The organism is Pseudomonas sp. S2_C03 (assembly GCF_054668405.1).
Map to the genome: position 1 here is coordinate 2,112,605 of NZ_CP162766.1, position 15,924 is coordinate 2,128,528.

9 protein-coding genes are annotated in these 15,924 nt (G+C 60.3%); 4 read left to right on the forward strand and 5 right to left on the reverse strand.

What is annotated here, in order from left to right; all coding sequences use genetic code 11:
- Positions 1–38 precede the first annotated feature (38 nt).
- The gene (locus AB4N64_RS09705; protein ID WP_460124723.1) at positions 39–353 is read right to left on the reverse strand and encodes an SCP2 sterol-binding domain-containing protein; all 315 of its coding nucleotides are present in this window, start codon (positions 351–353) and stop codon (positions 39–41) included.
- Positions 354–403: 50 nt separating this feature from the next.
- A complete protein-coding gene (locus AB4N64_RS09710) occupies positions 404–1,114 on the reverse strand; it encodes a histidine phosphatase family protein (protein ID WP_460124726.1) in 711 nt (236 codons plus the stop codon).
- Positions 1,115–1,316: 202 nt separating this feature from the next.
- Between AB4N64_RS09710 and sohB the strand changes: the two genes are divergently transcribed.
- Together sohB and AB4N64_RS09720 are read left to right on the forward strand one after the other, a co-directional pair.
- Positions 1,317–2,339, forward strand: a complete 1,023-nt coding sequence (gene sohB, locus AB4N64_RS09715; protein WP_460124729.1) for a protease SohB — start codon at positions 1,317–1,319, stop codon at positions 2,337–2,339.
- A gap of 175 nt (positions 2,340–2,514) precedes the next feature.
- Positions 2,515–6,354: a leucine-rich repeat domain-containing protein gene (locus AB4N64_RS09720; protein WP_460124732.1), complete on the forward strand. Its 3,840-nt coding sequence runs from the start codon at positions 2,515–2,517 to the stop codon at positions 6,352–6,354.
- Positions 6,355–6,574: 220 nt separating this feature from the next.
- On the opposite strand, the gene AB4N64_RS09725 is transcribed toward AB4N64_RS09720, so the two are convergent.
- Together AB4N64_RS09725 and AB4N64_RS09730 are read right to left on the reverse strand one after the other, a co-directional pair.
- Positions 6,575–7,069 (reverse strand): DUF934 domain-containing protein, encoded by a 495-nt coding sequence (locus AB4N64_RS09725; RefSeq protein ID WP_460124735.1) that lies wholly within the window; start codon positions 7,067–7,069, stop codon positions 6,575–6,577.
- A complete protein-coding gene (locus AB4N64_RS09730) occupies positions 7,053–8,711 on the reverse strand; it encodes a nitrite/sulfite reductase (RefSeq protein ID WP_460124738.1) in 1,659 nt (552 codons plus the stop codon). The genes AB4N64_RS09725 and AB4N64_RS09730 overlap by 17 nt, the downstream gene beginning before the upstream one ends.
- Before the next feature lie 518 nt (positions 8,712–9,229).
- On the opposite strand from AB4N64_RS09730, the gene AB4N64_RS09735 reads away from it, so the two are divergent.
- Complete coding sequence (locus AB4N64_RS09735) at positions 9,230–10,303, forward strand: ABC transporter substrate-binding protein (protein ID WP_460124741.1); 1,074 nt, start codon at positions 9,230–9,232, stop codon at positions 10,301–10,303.
- On the opposite strand, the gene AB4N64_RS09740 is transcribed toward AB4N64_RS09735, so the two are convergent.
- Positions 10,300–10,518, reverse strand: a complete 219-nt coding sequence (locus AB4N64_RS09740) for a DUF2970 domain-containing protein (protein ID WP_460124743.1) — start codon at positions 10,516–10,518, stop codon at positions 10,300–10,302. The genes AB4N64_RS09735 and AB4N64_RS09740 overlap by 4 nt on opposite strands.
- 131 nt (positions 10,519–10,649) lie before the next feature.
- On the opposite strand from AB4N64_RS09740, the gene AB4N64_RS09745 reads away from it, so the two are divergent.
- Positions 10,650–15,863 (forward strand): dermonecrotic toxin domain-containing protein, encoded by a 5,214-nt coding sequence (locus tag AB4N64_RS09745; RefSeq protein ID WP_460124746.1) that lies wholly within the window; start codon positions 10,650–10,652, stop codon positions 15,861–15,863.
- Positions 15,864–15,924 lie beyond the last annotated feature (61 nt).

Here is a 15,924-nt window from a genome sequence, read left to right on the forward strand (position 1 = left end):
CGCCACAGGGGCGGGTTTCGTAGGCTTTCGCGGCAATCTTACGCCGGGAACAACTCGGACAGTTTCATGGCCAGCATCATGTCACCTTCGGCGCGCAGCTTGCCGCCCATGAAGGCTTGCATGCCGTCGGTTTCGCCGCTGACGATGCCTTCCAGAGTTTCGCCGTCCATCACCAGGGTCACCTGGGCGTCAGGGTTCTCGCCTTCTTTCAGTTCGCAGGTGCTGTCCTTGACGATCAGCGAGAAGTTCTTGGTCTCGTCGATGCGAAAACCGAAGACCAGGTCCAGACCGGCAGCAGCGGCTGGGTTGAACTTGGCTTTCATTGCTTGTACGGCATCAGCTACGGAGGTCATGGTTCGATCCTTTTTGGGTTGATTACAGCCAGGGTCACAGTAGTCCGGACTCAGCGGAAAGTGATGAGTTCCGGGGCTTTCAACAGTTGCAGGTGCGCATGACTGTTGAAAGAAGCCAGTGCCACCTCGCGACCACGGAACTTCAGATGGTTGAGCGAGGTGTTGACGATTTGCCAATTGAGTTCAAATGCCTGGCGGGCAGGCATTTGGGTAATCAGGTGGAGCAGGGCGGTGATGGTGCCGCCGGAAGTAAATACAGCGATCTTCTGGGTGTTGTCGGCGTTGTCCAGGATTCGGTGCAGGCCGGCGTGGACCCGTTCGACAAAACCCAGCCAGCTTTCCAGGCCCGGGGTGTCATAGGTGCCGGCCAGCCAGCGCTCGATGATCAGGGCGAAAATGCGCTGGAATTCGGCACGGTTCTGAGCGGCGTTACGCAGGATGTCCAGCGCTTGGGGTTCCTCGTCGAGCATGGCCGGCAGCAGGGCTCGGATAACGGCGTCGGCATCGAATTCATTGAAGGCCGCATCAGTTTCGACGATCGGCACTCGCAGGCCCACGGCGGCGAACTGTTCCAGTGCGCTGCTGGCGGTATGTTGCTGGCGGCGCAGGTCGCCCGAAACGCAGCGATCAAGGCTCAGGCCCAGTTCAGCCAGGTGTTGGCCGAGGACTTCTGCCTGGCGGATACCGGTCGGCGACAGGACGTCGTAATCGTCTGCACCAAAGGAGGCCTGGCCATGTCGAATCAGATAAATACTGCCCACGTCCGCGTCGTCCCGGTACGTTGAAGGTTCGGCGAGGTTATGAGGATGAGGGTGAGCTGTCAATGAAAAAACATACGCTTGTTTGAAATGCTCGTTACAGGCCTGTTGCCAAAGGTTTCCCGGCTGGCCCCATGGCCGGCGCATGGGTATGCTGGTGCCATCCCGCGCGCGTTGTGCTGCGCATCGTATTGAAGGAGTCCCTGTGGAGTTTTTGACCGAATACGCGGTTTTCCTGGCCAAGACCGTGACACTGGTAATCGCCATCCTGGTGGTTCTGGCCAGTTTTGCGGCATTGCGCACCAAGGGTCGACGAAAATCGACCGGCCAGTTGCAAGTGAGCAAGCTCAACGATTTCTACAAAGGGCTGCGTGAGCGCCTGGAACAAACCTTGCTGGACAAGGATCAGCTCAAGGCCCTGCGCAAGGCCGAGGCCAAGACCGACAAGAAGCAAAAGAAGAACCCGGAAAGCAAGCCACGGGTGTTCGTCCTGGATTTCGACGGTGACATCAAGGCTTCGGCGACGGAAAGCCTTCGCCACGAAATCACCGCGTTGCTGACCCTGGCGACGCCCAAGGATGAAGTGGTGTTGCGCCTTGAAAGCGGTGGCGGCATGGTCCACAGCTACGGGCTGGCATCGTCGCAGTTGGCGCGCATCCGCGACGCCGGTGTGCCGCTGACCGTGTGCATCGACAAGGTCGCGGCCAGCGGCGGCTACATGATGGCGTGCATCGGCGAGAAGATCATCAGCGCGCCGTTCGCGATCCTGGGTTCAATAGGTGTGGTCGCGCAGTTGCCCAACGTCAACCGCCTGTTGAAAAAGCACGACATCGACTTTGAAGTGCTGACGGCCGGCGAGTACAAGCGCACCCTCACCGTGTTTGGCGAAAACACCGAGAAGGGCCGCGAAAAGTTCCAGGAAGACCTGGACATCACTCATCAATTGTTCAAGAACTTCGTGGCGCGCTATCGCCCTCAACTGGCCATCGACGAAGTCGCCACCGGTGAAATCTGGCTGGGTGTGGCCGCATTGGACAAACAACTGGTCGATGAGCTGAAAACCAGCGACGAGTACTTGGCCGAGCGTGCGAGGAAATCCGAGGTTTACCACCTGCATTTCGCCGAGCGCAAAAGCTTGCAGGAACGTATCGGCATGGCAGCCAGCGGTTCGGTCGATCGCGTGCTGTCGAGCTGGTGGAGCCGTCTGACCCAGCAACGTTTCTGGTAACTGTCACGAGGGTCCTGTCGGCGCATGCCCGCACAGGACCCGGTGCGGTACATATCTGTTTTAACGTCTCTCAATCCTGTTGTTTTCTAGCGCTCAACCATCGGCCATTTGCGCTTTTTCCATCAAAAATTCGACCTTAAGCTGAGGGCTCTTATCAGTTTCAAGGTCGTTCAACATGGATGTGAACACGAATACCCAACTGCCTCTTGGCCTGCGCGATGAATTGCGCAGGCTGATCGACAGCGCGTTACCCAAAAATCCCGCCCAGCTTGCCGAACAGTTGATCCGGGAGAAGTGGGGGGCGGCCCTCGATCCGCAAACGACGCAACTGGTCACCCTGCATTACGATTACTGGCTACGCGCCGAGCCGGACGGCAGTCATGTGGGACACGTCGCCCTATCCCAGTCGCTGGTGCAGGTGCTGTTGTCCAACTACCAGACCGTAGGCGACGGTCGTTTTGGCGAAAGTGCTTTCGGGTTTTATACGCCGCCCGATGTGGGTCCGGTGGTGCGTCTGATGCAAGCACCGCCGCCGACTGATGACCACCGCACGTATGAAGGCATCTACCGGCATGCTGATCCCCAGGTCTATGAACCGCAAACGCAGCTCGACCTGAGGCCTGCCGATTTCAAGCAATGGGTGTGGCAGCTGTTCTTCGATGAGCGGTATCAAGCGTACGTCGACATAACCTGGCCCTCGGACGAGACGATACTGGGGAGCACGGCCTATGACCTGCGCACCTCGACCAAGGCAGCTTTTGTCATGAGTGCGTGGTTACAGCATCGTGAGCACTGCCTGTCCGACAAGGGCATGGCACTGGCAATGAGTGCGGCAGGGCTGGCGCCGGGGCAAACCTGGGGCCAACTGACCATGGCGCAATTGCAAGCGTCGACACGCCTGACCGCCGATATCCAGGTCAGCCGACTCAAGATCTACCGCTACATCGCCACGGATATCTGGTGCTACTGCGAACGCAGCAGTGGCCGGCTGCTGATGTACATCCCGGGCAACTCGTCTCCGCTGCATGAGTTCATCGATGCCAGGCACCTGCGTCGATGGATTGTGGCGCAGGGCAAGGCTGACGCAGCCCGCCAGGCACTGGCGGCGCACTTCGCCGAGGAGGATCGCCGCGATGGCACTTTTCACGCCGGAGTCGTCACCGCGCTCGAGGGGCTGGCGATTTATCCGCAGCAGCATCGATTGGGCAAGGAGGCCGGCTTCTTCAACAACGATGGTTACTGGGATCCGGCCGATTACATTGGTTTTGAGTTGCCGCCCAAGGGCACGGATCCCTTTGCGCAACTGGTGCTGAGCATGAAACAGGCAGCCCAGGCCAGCGTCAAAACCATTCGCAGTGACGCCCAGGTCAATCGCGACAATCTGAGCGCCGTAGTCGAGCCGATCGTGCAATGGGCCAACCGGTTCGGCCCGCTGGCGTTGTTTGTTCCAGGGGGCGAGGGGGTCCTGGCGCTCATGGGGCTGATCGACGCAGGAGTGGGCCTGGACCAGGCGCTCGAAGGTCAAACCGCCAGCGAGCGTTCCCAGGGCGTGGTTCGCACGGTGTTCGGTTTGCTCAATGCACTGCCATTGGCGGTGGAGGTGGCTTCGCTGGGACGTGAGGGCACAACGGCGGGCGAGAGCCTCCGTGAGCCAGGCACCGCAGAGGTGGTATCTGACCCGATCCTGAACACTGCGCAAACGCGCACCGATCTGTTGAGCGGTATCGTCGCACCGCTGGGGACCTTCAGCGAGGAGGTGCTTTCGCAGATCGCCAAGGTGAGTGACGTAGGCAACGACATGCTGCGAGTGATCCAGGCCGGGCGCCCACCAACGCCGATGCTGGCAGACACCCTGGCGCGTTTTCGTCTCGATCAGGAAGTCGCCGGGCTCACCGAGTCAGCCGCTGCGCGTAGCCAGTTGTTCAATCGCCGCTACCAGGCAATGCAAACGAGTGAACATGAAGGGGTGCGCCTGTTTCAGCGGCAATATCCCGATCTGCCCAGCGCGGTGGTGGAGCAAATGTTCGACCGTTGCGGTTTTGACTTCACTGCTGCGGTGGACGGCGCGCAGGCCAAGCGCCTGTTCAAGCAACTGGACGGCAAGGCTCGCCAGTACCAGCAACATGTGCGCCTCAATCGGGTTTATGAAGGCCTTTATCTGCGTTCGATCGTGTGCCCCGAGACGGACATCCTGGCGCTTCATTCGCTGGAAAGTTTGCCCGGGTGGCCCAAAGGCGTGCGCATCGAAATTCACGACGGTTTCAGCACCGGTCGGGTATTGGATCGCATCGGCCCGCTCGATACGCTCGATTGCCGTCGACTGATCAAGGTCGCGCAGGGCTATCAACCCTTCAGCCTGTCACCCTCGGGCGCAGGGGCTGCAAACCTGTACGACGCCGTTGCAGGCGTTCTGTCCCCGGAAGAACGAACGGTGTTGAGTCTGCCGCCCGAGGGTGCTGGCAACGAGTTGCGCCTGAGGGTCGGTCGGCAGCCGTTACCCCGGCCGGCGCTGGCCCTGGGCCTGGGTCGAATGGACTCGGGTTTGCCTTTTGAGGCACAGGGACTGCGCGGGGGCGGCTATCCCGACACGCCTCAGGGCAGGGCCTTGACCCATGCCATGATGCAATCGCAGATCAAGGACCTGTACCCGACGATGACCCGCGAGGAAATCGATGCGCTTCTGCTGCAACTGGGCGGGACAGCCCAGGCTTACATCGACAGGACCAAGCAGCAGTTCCTGCAACTGTATGAGGATCTGGAGGTTTGGCTGGAGAGGGTGGCCGTGGACATCGACGACATGGATGTTCACTTCTTGCACATGGGCGATCCCGGTACGGCGGGTATGACCGACGCAGAACTCGCGCAATGGAACGCCCAGCGGGTGCAAGACACGATCGATTATGAGCGCGACAGCCGGGGCGAACTGGGTGATGAGTTGATTGCCATCCTGCAGAAGCGCGCGCCCGAAGCCGGCAGCCATTATTCGGGAAATGCCACGGACGGTTTCACGATGGACATGAACAACGAGGATTTTCACTGTTTGCCGTCGCTGAATATTCGTTTCAACGATGTCATCGGGTTGAAGATGCAAAACCTGCAAATGATTGACCGGGAGAGCCTGGACGGCTTTCTCGAGGCCTTCCCAAACCTGCGTACCTTGACGCTGGAGAAGACCGATCTGCGAATAGCTGACGCTACCGGAGTGTTTCGGGGGGCAGTGCCGTCCACCATTGCTCAGTTGCAGCACCTGACTTCACTGAATCTTCGACTGACTCACCTGACCTTCAGCGAGGACAATGCCGGGCTGTTCAGTAGCCTGGTGAATCTACAATCGCTGGACCTGAGTGACAATCCGCTGGCGGTGCCTCCGGTGGTCATCGGCATGGACCAGTTACAAGTGCTCAGGCTCAACAATACCGGTATTGACCGGTGTCCTATCGGCATTCGGGATCAGCCGCACATGACGTTGCTGGATCTGCGCAATAACCGGATCCGTCGAGTACCACAGGCGATTCTCAATCAGGCCATTTCCAGGGACCGCGTGCTGCTGTGGAACAACCCCATCACCGATCAAGACACGCTGCATCGGCTGGTTTTGCACCGCCGACAAACGGGACTCAACCTGTGGTTGAGTTCACCTTCGCTGCATTACTCAGAGGCGGCAGGCTGGTTGGACGGGATCGAAGGCGGGCAGCGGGAGGCCAGGTTGCAGCTCTGGCAACGGTTGCTGCTCAAGCCGCGTGGCAACCGATTTCTGGCGGCAATCAACGCATTGACCCTCACGGCCGATTTCCAGATCAGTTATCTGGAGCTACAGACGCGTGTCTGGGAACTGCTGTCTGAAGCCGATGCTTCGCATGAATTATGGCGGCGATTGACGCAAGGGATACCCGTGCCGACAGGGATCTTTGACAATCCGTACTCCGTGTTTTCCGCACTGGAAGACCGAGCCCGGGTGCACCGCGATTGGGTGGCTTTGGGACGACCGTTCCCAGTCGAACCAGGCGAACCCTGACCCAGCAACAACTGCAGGAGCGAGCTTGCTCGCGATGGACGTGAGAGCGCCGCTGTGTGCCAGGCAACCCGCATCATCGTTGACCACCATTGCGAGCAGGCTCGCTCCCACAGATGCCCGCATTCCCCTGTAGGAGCGAGCTTGCTCGCGATGGAAGCCGGGGCAACGCGGGGTGTCAGGCATCCCGCGTCATCGTTGACCACCATCGCGAGCAGGCTCGCTAGCGGCGACGGAACAGCGGCAGCGGTTCGTCAGTGGCGGCCTGATAGGTCACCGAGAAGTCCTTGAGGCTTTCAAGGGCTTCGTACGGGTCTTTGTCGGCGCGCAAGGCGAAGGCGTCGAACCCGCAACGATGCAGGTAGAACAGTTGATCGCGCAGTACATCGCCAATCGCCCGCAGCTCGCCCTTGAAACCATAACGGTCACGCAGCAGTCGGGCGTTGGAGTAGTTGCGACCGTCGGTGAAGGCCGGGAAGTTCAGGGCGATGACCTGGAACTTATTGGCGTCTTCACCGATTTCCTCGGCTTCTTCGTCAGCGTCCAACCACACACCCAGCCCGCCATCGCGGGCCAGGAGCATGCGGCCGTGCTCACGCCACAACTGCAGCGGCACGATGTAGTCGTCGCAGTTGCTGATTTCGTCGATGTTGAAATCCTTGGGCAGCAGGTGCCAGGTTTCGTCGACGACTTCGTTGTTCTTAATGATTCGCTGCATAGACGCGCTCCTTGAAGAGGTCGATACCGATGCGCTGATAGGTGTCGATGAAACGCTCTTCATCGGTACGTTGTTCGACGTACACGTCGATCAGTTTGGAGATCACATCCGGCATGTCGTCCTGGGCAAAGGACGGGCCGAGGATCTTGCCCAGGCTGGCATCGCGGCTGCCGCTGCCACCCAGGGACACCTGATAGAACTCTTCGCCTTTCTTGTCCACGCCGAGGATGCCGATGTGGCCGACGTGGTGGTGACCACAGGCGTTCATGCAACCGGAGATGTTCAGGTCCAGCTCGCCGATGTCGAACAGGTAGTCCAGGTCGTCGAAACGGCGCTGGATCGATTCCGCGATCGGGATCGACTTGGCGTTGGCCAGGGAGCAGAAATCACCGCCAGGGCAGCAGATGATGTCGGTCAGCAGGCCGATGTTCGGTGTGGCAAAACCTTGCTCGCGCAATTCGCCCCAAAGAGTGAACAACTGGCTTTGTTCGACGTCGGCCAGGATGATGTTCTGCTCGTGGGACGTGCGCAGTTGGCCGAAGCTGTAGCGTTCGGCGAGGTCGGCGACGGCGTCGAGCTGCTTGTCGGTGATGTCGCCCGGCGCGACGCCGGTCGGCTTCAGGGACAGGGTAACGGCCACATAACCCGGCTTCTTGTGCGCCAGGGTGTTGCGGGTGCGCCAGCGGGCGAAGCCCGGGTGCTGCTGGTCGAGCTCGGCGAGTTCGGCGCCGACATTGTCGAGTGCCTTGTAATCCGGGTCGACGAAATGCTTGGCGACGCGATGCAGTTCCGCTTCGGTCAGCGTGGTCTGGCCACCGCGCAGGTGTTCCATTTCCGCTTCGACTTTCTGCGCGAACACTTCAGGCGTGAGCGCCTTGACCAGAATCTTGATCCGCGCCTTGTACTTGTTGTCGCGACGGCCATAGCGGTTGTACACACGCAGAATGGCGTCGAGGTAGCTCAACAGGTCTTGCCACGGCAGGAATTCATTGATGAACGCACCGACCACCGGGGTACGGCCCAGGCCGCCGCCCACCAGCACGCGGAAGCCGACTTCGCCAGCCGCGTTACGCACTGGCTCCAGGCCAATGTCGTGGACTTCGATGGCGGCGCGGTCAGAGGTCGAGCCATTGATGGCGATCTTGAACTTGCGCGGCAGGTAGGCGAATTCAGGGTGGAACGTGGTCCACTGACGAACGATCTCGCACCATGGGCGCGGGTCGATCAGTTCGTCGGCAGCGACACCGGCGAACTGGTCAGTGGTGACGTTGCGCAGGCAGTTGCCGCTTGTCTGGATGGCGTGCATCTGCACGGTGGCCAGTTCGGCGAGAATGTCCGGGATGTCTTCCAGCGCCGGCCAGTTGAACTGAATGTTCTGCCGGGTACTGATGTGGGCATAGCCCTTGTCGTAGTCGCGGGCAATCTTGGCGATCATGCGCACTTGACGCGAGGTCAACTGGCCGTAAGGCACCGCCACTCGCAACATGGGTGCGAAACGCTGAATGTAAAGCCCGTTCTGCAAGCGCAGGGGGCGGAATTCTTCTTCGCTCAGCTCGCCTGCCAGATAGCGTCGGGTCTGATCTCGGAACTGCTTGACGCGGTCCTCGATGATCCGCTGATCGTACTCGTCGTATACGTACATATAAGTCCTGTTCTCAGGCTGGGCTGGTCGGATCCAGTGGCGTTTGTCGCTGACTGAAGTCTCCGAACCGCCTCGGCAATTCTGCGCGCACGGCCGCGCACTCCCAACGGAGCCGGGGCAAGATACCAGTTTGCAGTTATGCGCAAAAGTGATGTTTGAGTATATGTAAAGAACCAAAACGACTAACGAGAATTGTTATTGCTATACCCGCATTTGTCGTGCGGGCAATCGTCGTCTTTACTCTGCTCGTGTCTTCGTGCAATCACCGACAAAACCGACAAGAGGCGATGCAATGAGCAACCCTACCAAAGCTTCAAAGCCTGACAGTACGGTCGACGCTTGGGCCATTCTGTTTCTGATCATCCTGGTCGTGGGCACTGCGGTGTTCTGGGTGAGCCATCAATAGATGACCCGTCCGGGCCCGGTTGCGCAGATTGTCGGACAATCTGCGTAATTAGCGCCTTTTAAAACGATTCGCTGGCTATAATGCGCCGCGAATTTCGGGGCTCGGACGATCAATGCTGAAGTTTTTCTACACCTTCCTGCTGGTGCTGGGCGCAGGTTATGGCCAAGGCGCGCGTGCCGAGTCGGTGTTGTTCCTCAATCCCGGAGAGGTCGACGAGGCGTTCTGGGTCAGCTATTCGCAATTCATGCAGGCCGCCGCCACCGATCTGGGCATTGACCTGCGTATCGTCTACTCCAGGCGCATGCCTGAACTGACGGTGGCGCAGGCGCGCGAGGCGCTGCACGGACCCAATCGTCCCGACTACCTGATGTTCGTCAACGAGGAATACATCGCCCCGCAGGTCATGCGTCTTGCGCAGGGTAGCGGCGTCAAGCTGTACATGGTCAATGCCTCGCTGACGCCCAGTCAGATGAGCCTGTTGGGCGAGCGCCCGGATCGCCTGGGCAGCCTGGTACCCAACGACGAGGAGGGTGGTTACCTGATGGCCAAGGAGCTGATTCGCCAGCATCGGCCCGTGGCGCCCGGCCAGACCATCGAAATGCTCGCGTTTTCTGGCCTGAAGATCACGCCGTCTGCACAACTGCGCGAAAAAGGCATGATGCGTGCCCTTGGCGAGCACCCCGAAGTACGTTTGCGGCAACTGGTCTATGGCGGCTGGACGCATAAGCGGGCGTACGAGCAGGCGAGGTTGCTGCGCCATCGCTACCCGAATGTTTCGCTGGTCTGGTCGGCCAATGATCAAATGGCCTTTGGCGCAATGCAGGCCTACACAGAGGCTGGCCAGGTGCCCGGCAAGGACGTGCTGTTCAGTGCGGTGAACACCTCGAAGGAGGCGCTGTTGGCGAAGGTGGAGGGACGCTTGAGCGTGCTGACAGGTGGGCACTTTACCCTCGGGGGCTGGGCACTGGTGCAGTTACATGACATCGACCGTGGCGTGGACATCAGCCAATACGGCGGTCGGGATCGACAGGTCCCTCTGCTGCAACTCATCGACACGGCTACCGCCAAGCGATTGCTGGCCATGGGCGATGAGCCGGATTACAACGTGGACTTCCGCAAAATGTCCGCCAAAGGGCGGCCTGGCGGGTATCGCTATCCATTCAACCTGCAAACCCTGATGCGCTAGACCCCGGCCAGCAACAGGACCAGTTGCACGATGCCGTACAGCGACAGGGCGAATACCGCCGTAAAGAGCACACCCAGGATCACGAAGTGACTGGGTTTGCCATGGGTAAAATCCCGGGCCCGGTTCTTCCCGCTCTGAACCCCGAACGCTGCGGCCATGACGCTGTGCAGCATTTGCCAGAAGGTCGGCGGTTTGTTGTCGATTGGATCGTCCATAAACCCCTCGTCTTGAAGTCTGCCTGTTGAGCATAGACAAAATCCGGCACCCAGCAGGGTCAAGAACTATCTACCGCCCACCACGGGGTCACCCATGATGTGCTGACGCTCCCACTCTCAGGAGCAAAAGCATGTCTCACCCGCACGTCACCCGCAGCATTCACGCGCCATTGCTTGAGCAGTCGATCCCATATTGGGTGAACCAGGCAACGCCTCAGCACCTGCATGCGCTGAAAAGCGCCAATGCGCCGCTGCCCGCCTGGTATCGAGAAGCCTCAAGACAACAACGCAAGGCGTTCGACGAAAGCCTGGTCGCCCACTTCATTGCGCAGAACCAGTGGTCCAGGTCGATGGCGGGCTTGCAAGACATCCAGGCTTTCGCCGAGCCGCGACTGCGCGAACACCTGAAGGCCGAGTTCGATGTCGATCTCGACGTCAACCACACCTTTTTACATTTGCTGAAACCCATTGAAGTGGGCCGCGTGATCCCCATCGAAGTGGGCTCCTTCGAAGTGTCGCAAAGGACATTGTTGCAAGCGGCACTGCACAACTTTGAAGAAGCCGAGTGCGAGCTCGATGCCTATCACCGGGCGTCCGGGTTTGTCGTCAAGTCCGCGCAGTCGGGGCGTTTCGAGGCGCTCGGCACCCCCATGACGGTGAGCCGGTTCATCCATGCCTGCCGAGTGCTGGACATTGGCGGGCAGTATCAGCAGTACCTCAAGGCCTTCGTATACCCCGACGCATCGGCCACGCAGCACGCGATGCGCGAGCAGTTCAATACGGTGCAGAAAACCGCCCTGCGCACGGCGGCTGAGCGGGCCTTGCTGCAAAAAGATATCGAACCTGAGGATTACACCTCGATTCTGGCGATCATCCAGGGCGAACGAAATCCCCGACAGGGCGAAAAGCGTATCGGGCTGTGCGAAATGACCCTGATGAATCGACCGTTGACCGGCTGCATCGGCTTCGCGATTGGCAAAACCCTCGAGACACCCGAAGACCTGCTGCTTTTCATCCCCGACGATCCGCATCATCCCTTGAAGCGCTATAAGCCTGGGCAAGTGGAGGCGACGCTCAAGCAGCACTTTACTGCCCGGGGCACAGACGCGGGCAGCCCCACCGCCTACCAGCAATTTTTCAGCCGGTTTGTCGCTTATGCCGATCGACCGTACTTCTTCAGCCAGTTCACCGTGGACGCTCCCGACACCCCGTTCATCAGCGAGCTGCGGGCGCACTATTCTCTGATCAGCGACGTTATCAATGGGCTCAGCCGATTGCCCGGCACCCAGGTCGAACAGTTGGCCCCGGCGCCGGCCATCCGCCAGGTGGCCAACCCCGAGCCGTTTCTCGCACCGTTGTTCGTCCTGCTCGAAAGGGACGGTGATCGCAACATTGATCTCTGGGATTGGCTGTTCGAGCGACATCGCCAGCAGCAGATCGCCGATGCCCTCAGTTACGCCGTGCCGTCGGCAACTGTCGATGCTCGGGAACGCGACGCCCTGTTCGATAAATTGCTGAACATTGGCATGCTGATCCTGGGCTCGGTCTCGATGTTCGTGCCGGTTCTGGGTGAAGTCATGATGACGTTGATGGCGTGCCAGTTGCTGGCGGAGTCGATCGAGGGCGTGGTCGAATGGAGCGAGGGCGATCGCCAGGCCGCCAAGGCACATTTGTTGGATGTTGCGCAGAACCTGCTGTTGTTGGGGCTCACTGCGAGTGCTGGCAAGGGGCTGTCGAAGTTGTCGGCAGTCGAGCCAACGCCGGTGATTGAGGACCTGCACCCGGTCACCTTGCCTGATGGCAGCGCACGGCTGTGCAGGTCGGACATGGCCGGTTATGAAGTGCCAGGCGCCTTCGACCCCGATATCGGGCCGGATGCCATGGGCCGTTACACGTTGGACGACAGGTCGTTTATCCGCCTCGAAGGCAAGGTCTACGAGCAGGTTTTTGACCGGGATCTCAAACGCTGGCGCATCAGGCATCCAACCGATGCGCAGGCCTATCAACCGGTACTGGCGCACAACGCAGCCGGCGCCTGGCGCCACGTCCTGGAAAACCCGTTGAGCTGGAGCCGCTTGAGACTGCTGCGGCGAATGGGCCATATCGCCGATGCGTGCAGCGATGAACAACTGCTCACGATCGCTGACATCGCCGGGGTCAGTGATAACGCGTTGCGCCGGATGCACATGGACAACCGCTTGCCACCACCGGAGCTTGCCGATGCGCTGCGGCTATGGGGCGCCGACCGCGACGTCACACAGGTGATTGAACAGGTGGTGAGCGGAGAGCTCATCGACGAGCGTTATTTGCACGCAGTGCCGATGATCACGGAGTTACCGCGTTGGCCGGCCGGGCGAATCCTGCAGATATTTGAAAGGCCAGGCCTGTCTGGCCTGCGGGCCGAGTACGGCCAGGCCCCGCTGGAGGCTGGTGCGCCGGTGAAACCGCCGATTCGCATGAGTCGATACGATGTACTCACCGCGCAGTTGCCGATGCGGGTACTGGAAGCCCTGGACGAAGCCGAGATCGTCGCGTTGTTGGGGGCAGAGGCCGCGCAGAACCGTGGCTGGCGCGCCCAGGCATTGAGGGAGCAGATCGCCGCTCACGCCCGAACCAGGCGGTCATTACTGTTTGAAAGCTTTTATCGCCGCAATGCTCAGGCCACTGCGCTGGCCGACCCGTTGCAACGGGTGTACCCCGGCCTCAGTGATGCCGCGGCGAACGAAGTGCTGGCCCATGCCAGCGCCGTGGACATGGCCATTGTGAGGAACACCACCAAGGTGCCACGGTCAATGCTCCGGGAGGCACGCTGGTACGCCAGGCGTGGTCGCTTGACCCGCGCGCTGGCAAAACTGCACATGCGCAACATGCTGTCAGCCGATGCACGGCGCCTGGCTGTACACACGCTTGAGCGATTGCCGGGCTGGTCCGATGAGGTACGCCTGGAGATCCGCGAAGGGAGCATTACGGGACGGCTGCTCGATGCCATTGGCCCCCGGACGGCAGCGCAGCGTTGCCACGTGGTGAAGAAAGGCCCGTTCTACCAGGCGTTCAACGACGACGGCGAAGCGCTGAACCAACCCTCGGCTTCCATCGACCATTTCCATGCCGCGCTCCTGCATGCCTTGCCCGCGCCAAGCCGGCAAGCACTCGGTATGCCTCTGGTCACCGACAGTCCCGCGTTGCAGCGAGCCATCTGCCGATATGCGACGGAGCATGTCGAGCACAGTGCGGCGATCCTGGAGCCGCAGAGTCGGCATGGCCGTGCATTCCGGCCCCCACAGCGGATCCGGCAGAACCTGGTGGGCTACCCGGCAAGCGGCGAAGGGCTGGTCGGTTCTTCCGGGTTAAATGTAGGGTTGGTGTTACGCCTGCAGCATCTGTATCCCGACCTGGAAATGGCCGAAGCCAATGCAATGGTGCTCGCGCTGCTGCGCGCCGGACAAAACGATGTACAGATCCTGCAGATGCTCGAAGGACTGCGCGAGCAATGGCTGACACTTGAACAAACCCTGGAGGATTGGGTGACCCACGGGGGTGACCTTGAACACAAGGCAGGTGTCGCCCTGAGTTTGCGCAATACCTGGCGGGGCAGGCCATTCGCCGCTGAAAACGCGGCCTACCGGCAACTCGACCTGGTGTGCGATGAACCCCTGCCGGCGCTGACAGCCGATTTTTCTCACGTGTGGACGTTGCGCCTGCGTGTGCCCAATTCCACCGACCAGCAGATTCGCGAGTTGCTCCATAACTTTTCAGGCCTGCAATACCTTGATCTGCGGGGTAACCGCCTGATAGTCGACCCGATTGCCCCGCAGAACGCGGGTCGGCTGCGCAAGCTCGATCTTTCGGACAACCCGTTGTATCAATTCGATGTGAGTGCCATGACGGATCTGGAGACGCTGATCATGGAGGGCACGCCGCTGCAACAATGGCCTCGGGGCGCAGACAGGTTGCCGCGCCTGAGCTGGCTCGACCTGCGTGGCACGCTGATTCGCGAGCTGCCGCCCGAAGCGTTGGCGCGGGATGAATTGTTGATCAACACCAACCTGACAGGAGCGCCGTTATCGAATTCCGCCCGGCAACAACTGCAATTGGCCAGGCGTCGATGCGAATCAGCCTTAGGCCTGCCCGATGGTGCGTTGCACACGTTCGCCCTGGAGCCTGTCCCGGATCACGCCGCACAGCCTTTCGAAAACGGCTCGCTACTTGCCAGCCGATTGCTGCCACTGCCACCGGCGCTGCCTGCCGCCGAAAGTGTGCCGTCATTTGTCGGTCGCTTGCGCAGGGTTGACCCTTCATTGACCGAGGGCGAGGCCCTGGAAGTCATCGAGGGTTGGCGCGTTGGCGCGGACGATACCTGGGTCGACGCGCATGTCGAGGAGTGGGGGCACCGGTTCGAAGCGATCACCCGGCAATTGAACGGTTGGATTTTTCATCGGCGCACAGGCAGCGCCGCGTACGGTGGGCGTTGGACAGCTTCCGAGCGCCGCAGCAAAGCGGCAGGGCGGATCATGGCGTGCTGGAAAGAAGGTCTGAACGCCATGTCCCGGGAGCGCGTGCCCACGCTGGATCTGTCGAGCATCGCTGGCCTGGGGGAGCTGCCTGAAATGCCGACAGGTTTCGGACATGTGCAATCGTTGAACCTGCGCGGCGTGGGATTGAATGAAGCCGACGTCCATGGCTTTCTCCCGGTGTTCAGCGGGCTGCGCTCGCTGGATCTGAGCCTTAACAGCCTGGAGCGTGTGCCGTCGGCGGTCGCTGCCATGACACGTCTGCAAACATTGGGATTATCCAGCAACCGTCTCAGCGATCTGCTGGCCTTGGGGCAGGATCTGGGGGCGATGGCACAGCTTGAATCGTTGCGGTTGAGCTACAACCGGATCAAGACCTTCGACGGTGCAGGCTTGCAAGCGTTGCGCGGGCTACGCAAGCTGGAAATGAACTACAACCAGATGAACCGTTTCGTAGGCCCCATTCCCGAGTCGCTGCAAAGCCTGCATCTCAATGGCAATGACCTGCGGGAGTGGCCTGAAGGTGTCTTGCAGGCGCCAAACCTGGAAGAGTTGAGCCTGGCGGGAAACCCGATTCAGGATATCCCTCAAGAGGCGTTCGATGGCAACCATGATCGATTACTGAGGGGCACGCACCTGTTTGGCATCCTGCGCTATTTAACGACGGACACCCTCGAACGGCTCCTGGCTCACCTCGACCGGGTAGGTGGGAACAAGGTGCTGGGCATCTCGCGGGATAACATCGAACGATGGCTCGCCAATCCCGATTGGGCGGCGATGGACGCGTCTTCCACCGACAGCGCCGAAGAAATGTCCGGGAGACGCCGCAGATAACCAAGCTTGCTAGCGATGGTGGTTAACGATGACACGAGCGGCCTGATGCCCCGCGGTGCCT

Bases quoted from the DNA above. Each gene is read 5' to 3' on its own strand.
- AB4N64_RS09705 (WP_460124723.1), bottom strand. From the start codon at position 353: ATGACCTCCGTAGCTGATGCCGTACAAGCAATGAAAGCCAAGTTCAAC.
- AB4N64_RS09740 (WP_460124743.1), bottom strand. From the start codon at position 10,518: ATGGACGATCCAATCGACAACAAACCGCCGACCTTCTGGCAAATGCTG.
- AB4N64_RS09720 (WP_460124732.1), top strand. From the start codon at position 2,515: ATGGATGTGAACACGAATACCCAACTGCCTCTTGGCCTGCGCGATGAA.
- AB4N64_RS09735 (WP_460124741.1), top strand. From the start codon at position 9,230: ATGCTGAAGTTTTTCTACACCTTCCTGCTGGTGCTGGGCGCAGGTTAT.
- AB4N64_RS09725 (WP_460124735.1), bottom strand. From the start codon at position 7,069: ATGCAGCGAATCATTAAGAACAACGAAGTCGTCGACGAAACCTGGCAC.
- AB4N64_RS09745 (WP_460124746.1), top strand. From the start codon at position 10,650: ATGTCTCACCCGCACGTCACCCGCAGCATTCACGCGCCATTGCTTGAG.
- AB4N64_RS09730 (WP_460124738.1), bottom strand. From the start codon at position 8,711: ATGTACGTATACGACGAGTACGATCAGCGGATCATCGAGGACCGCGTC.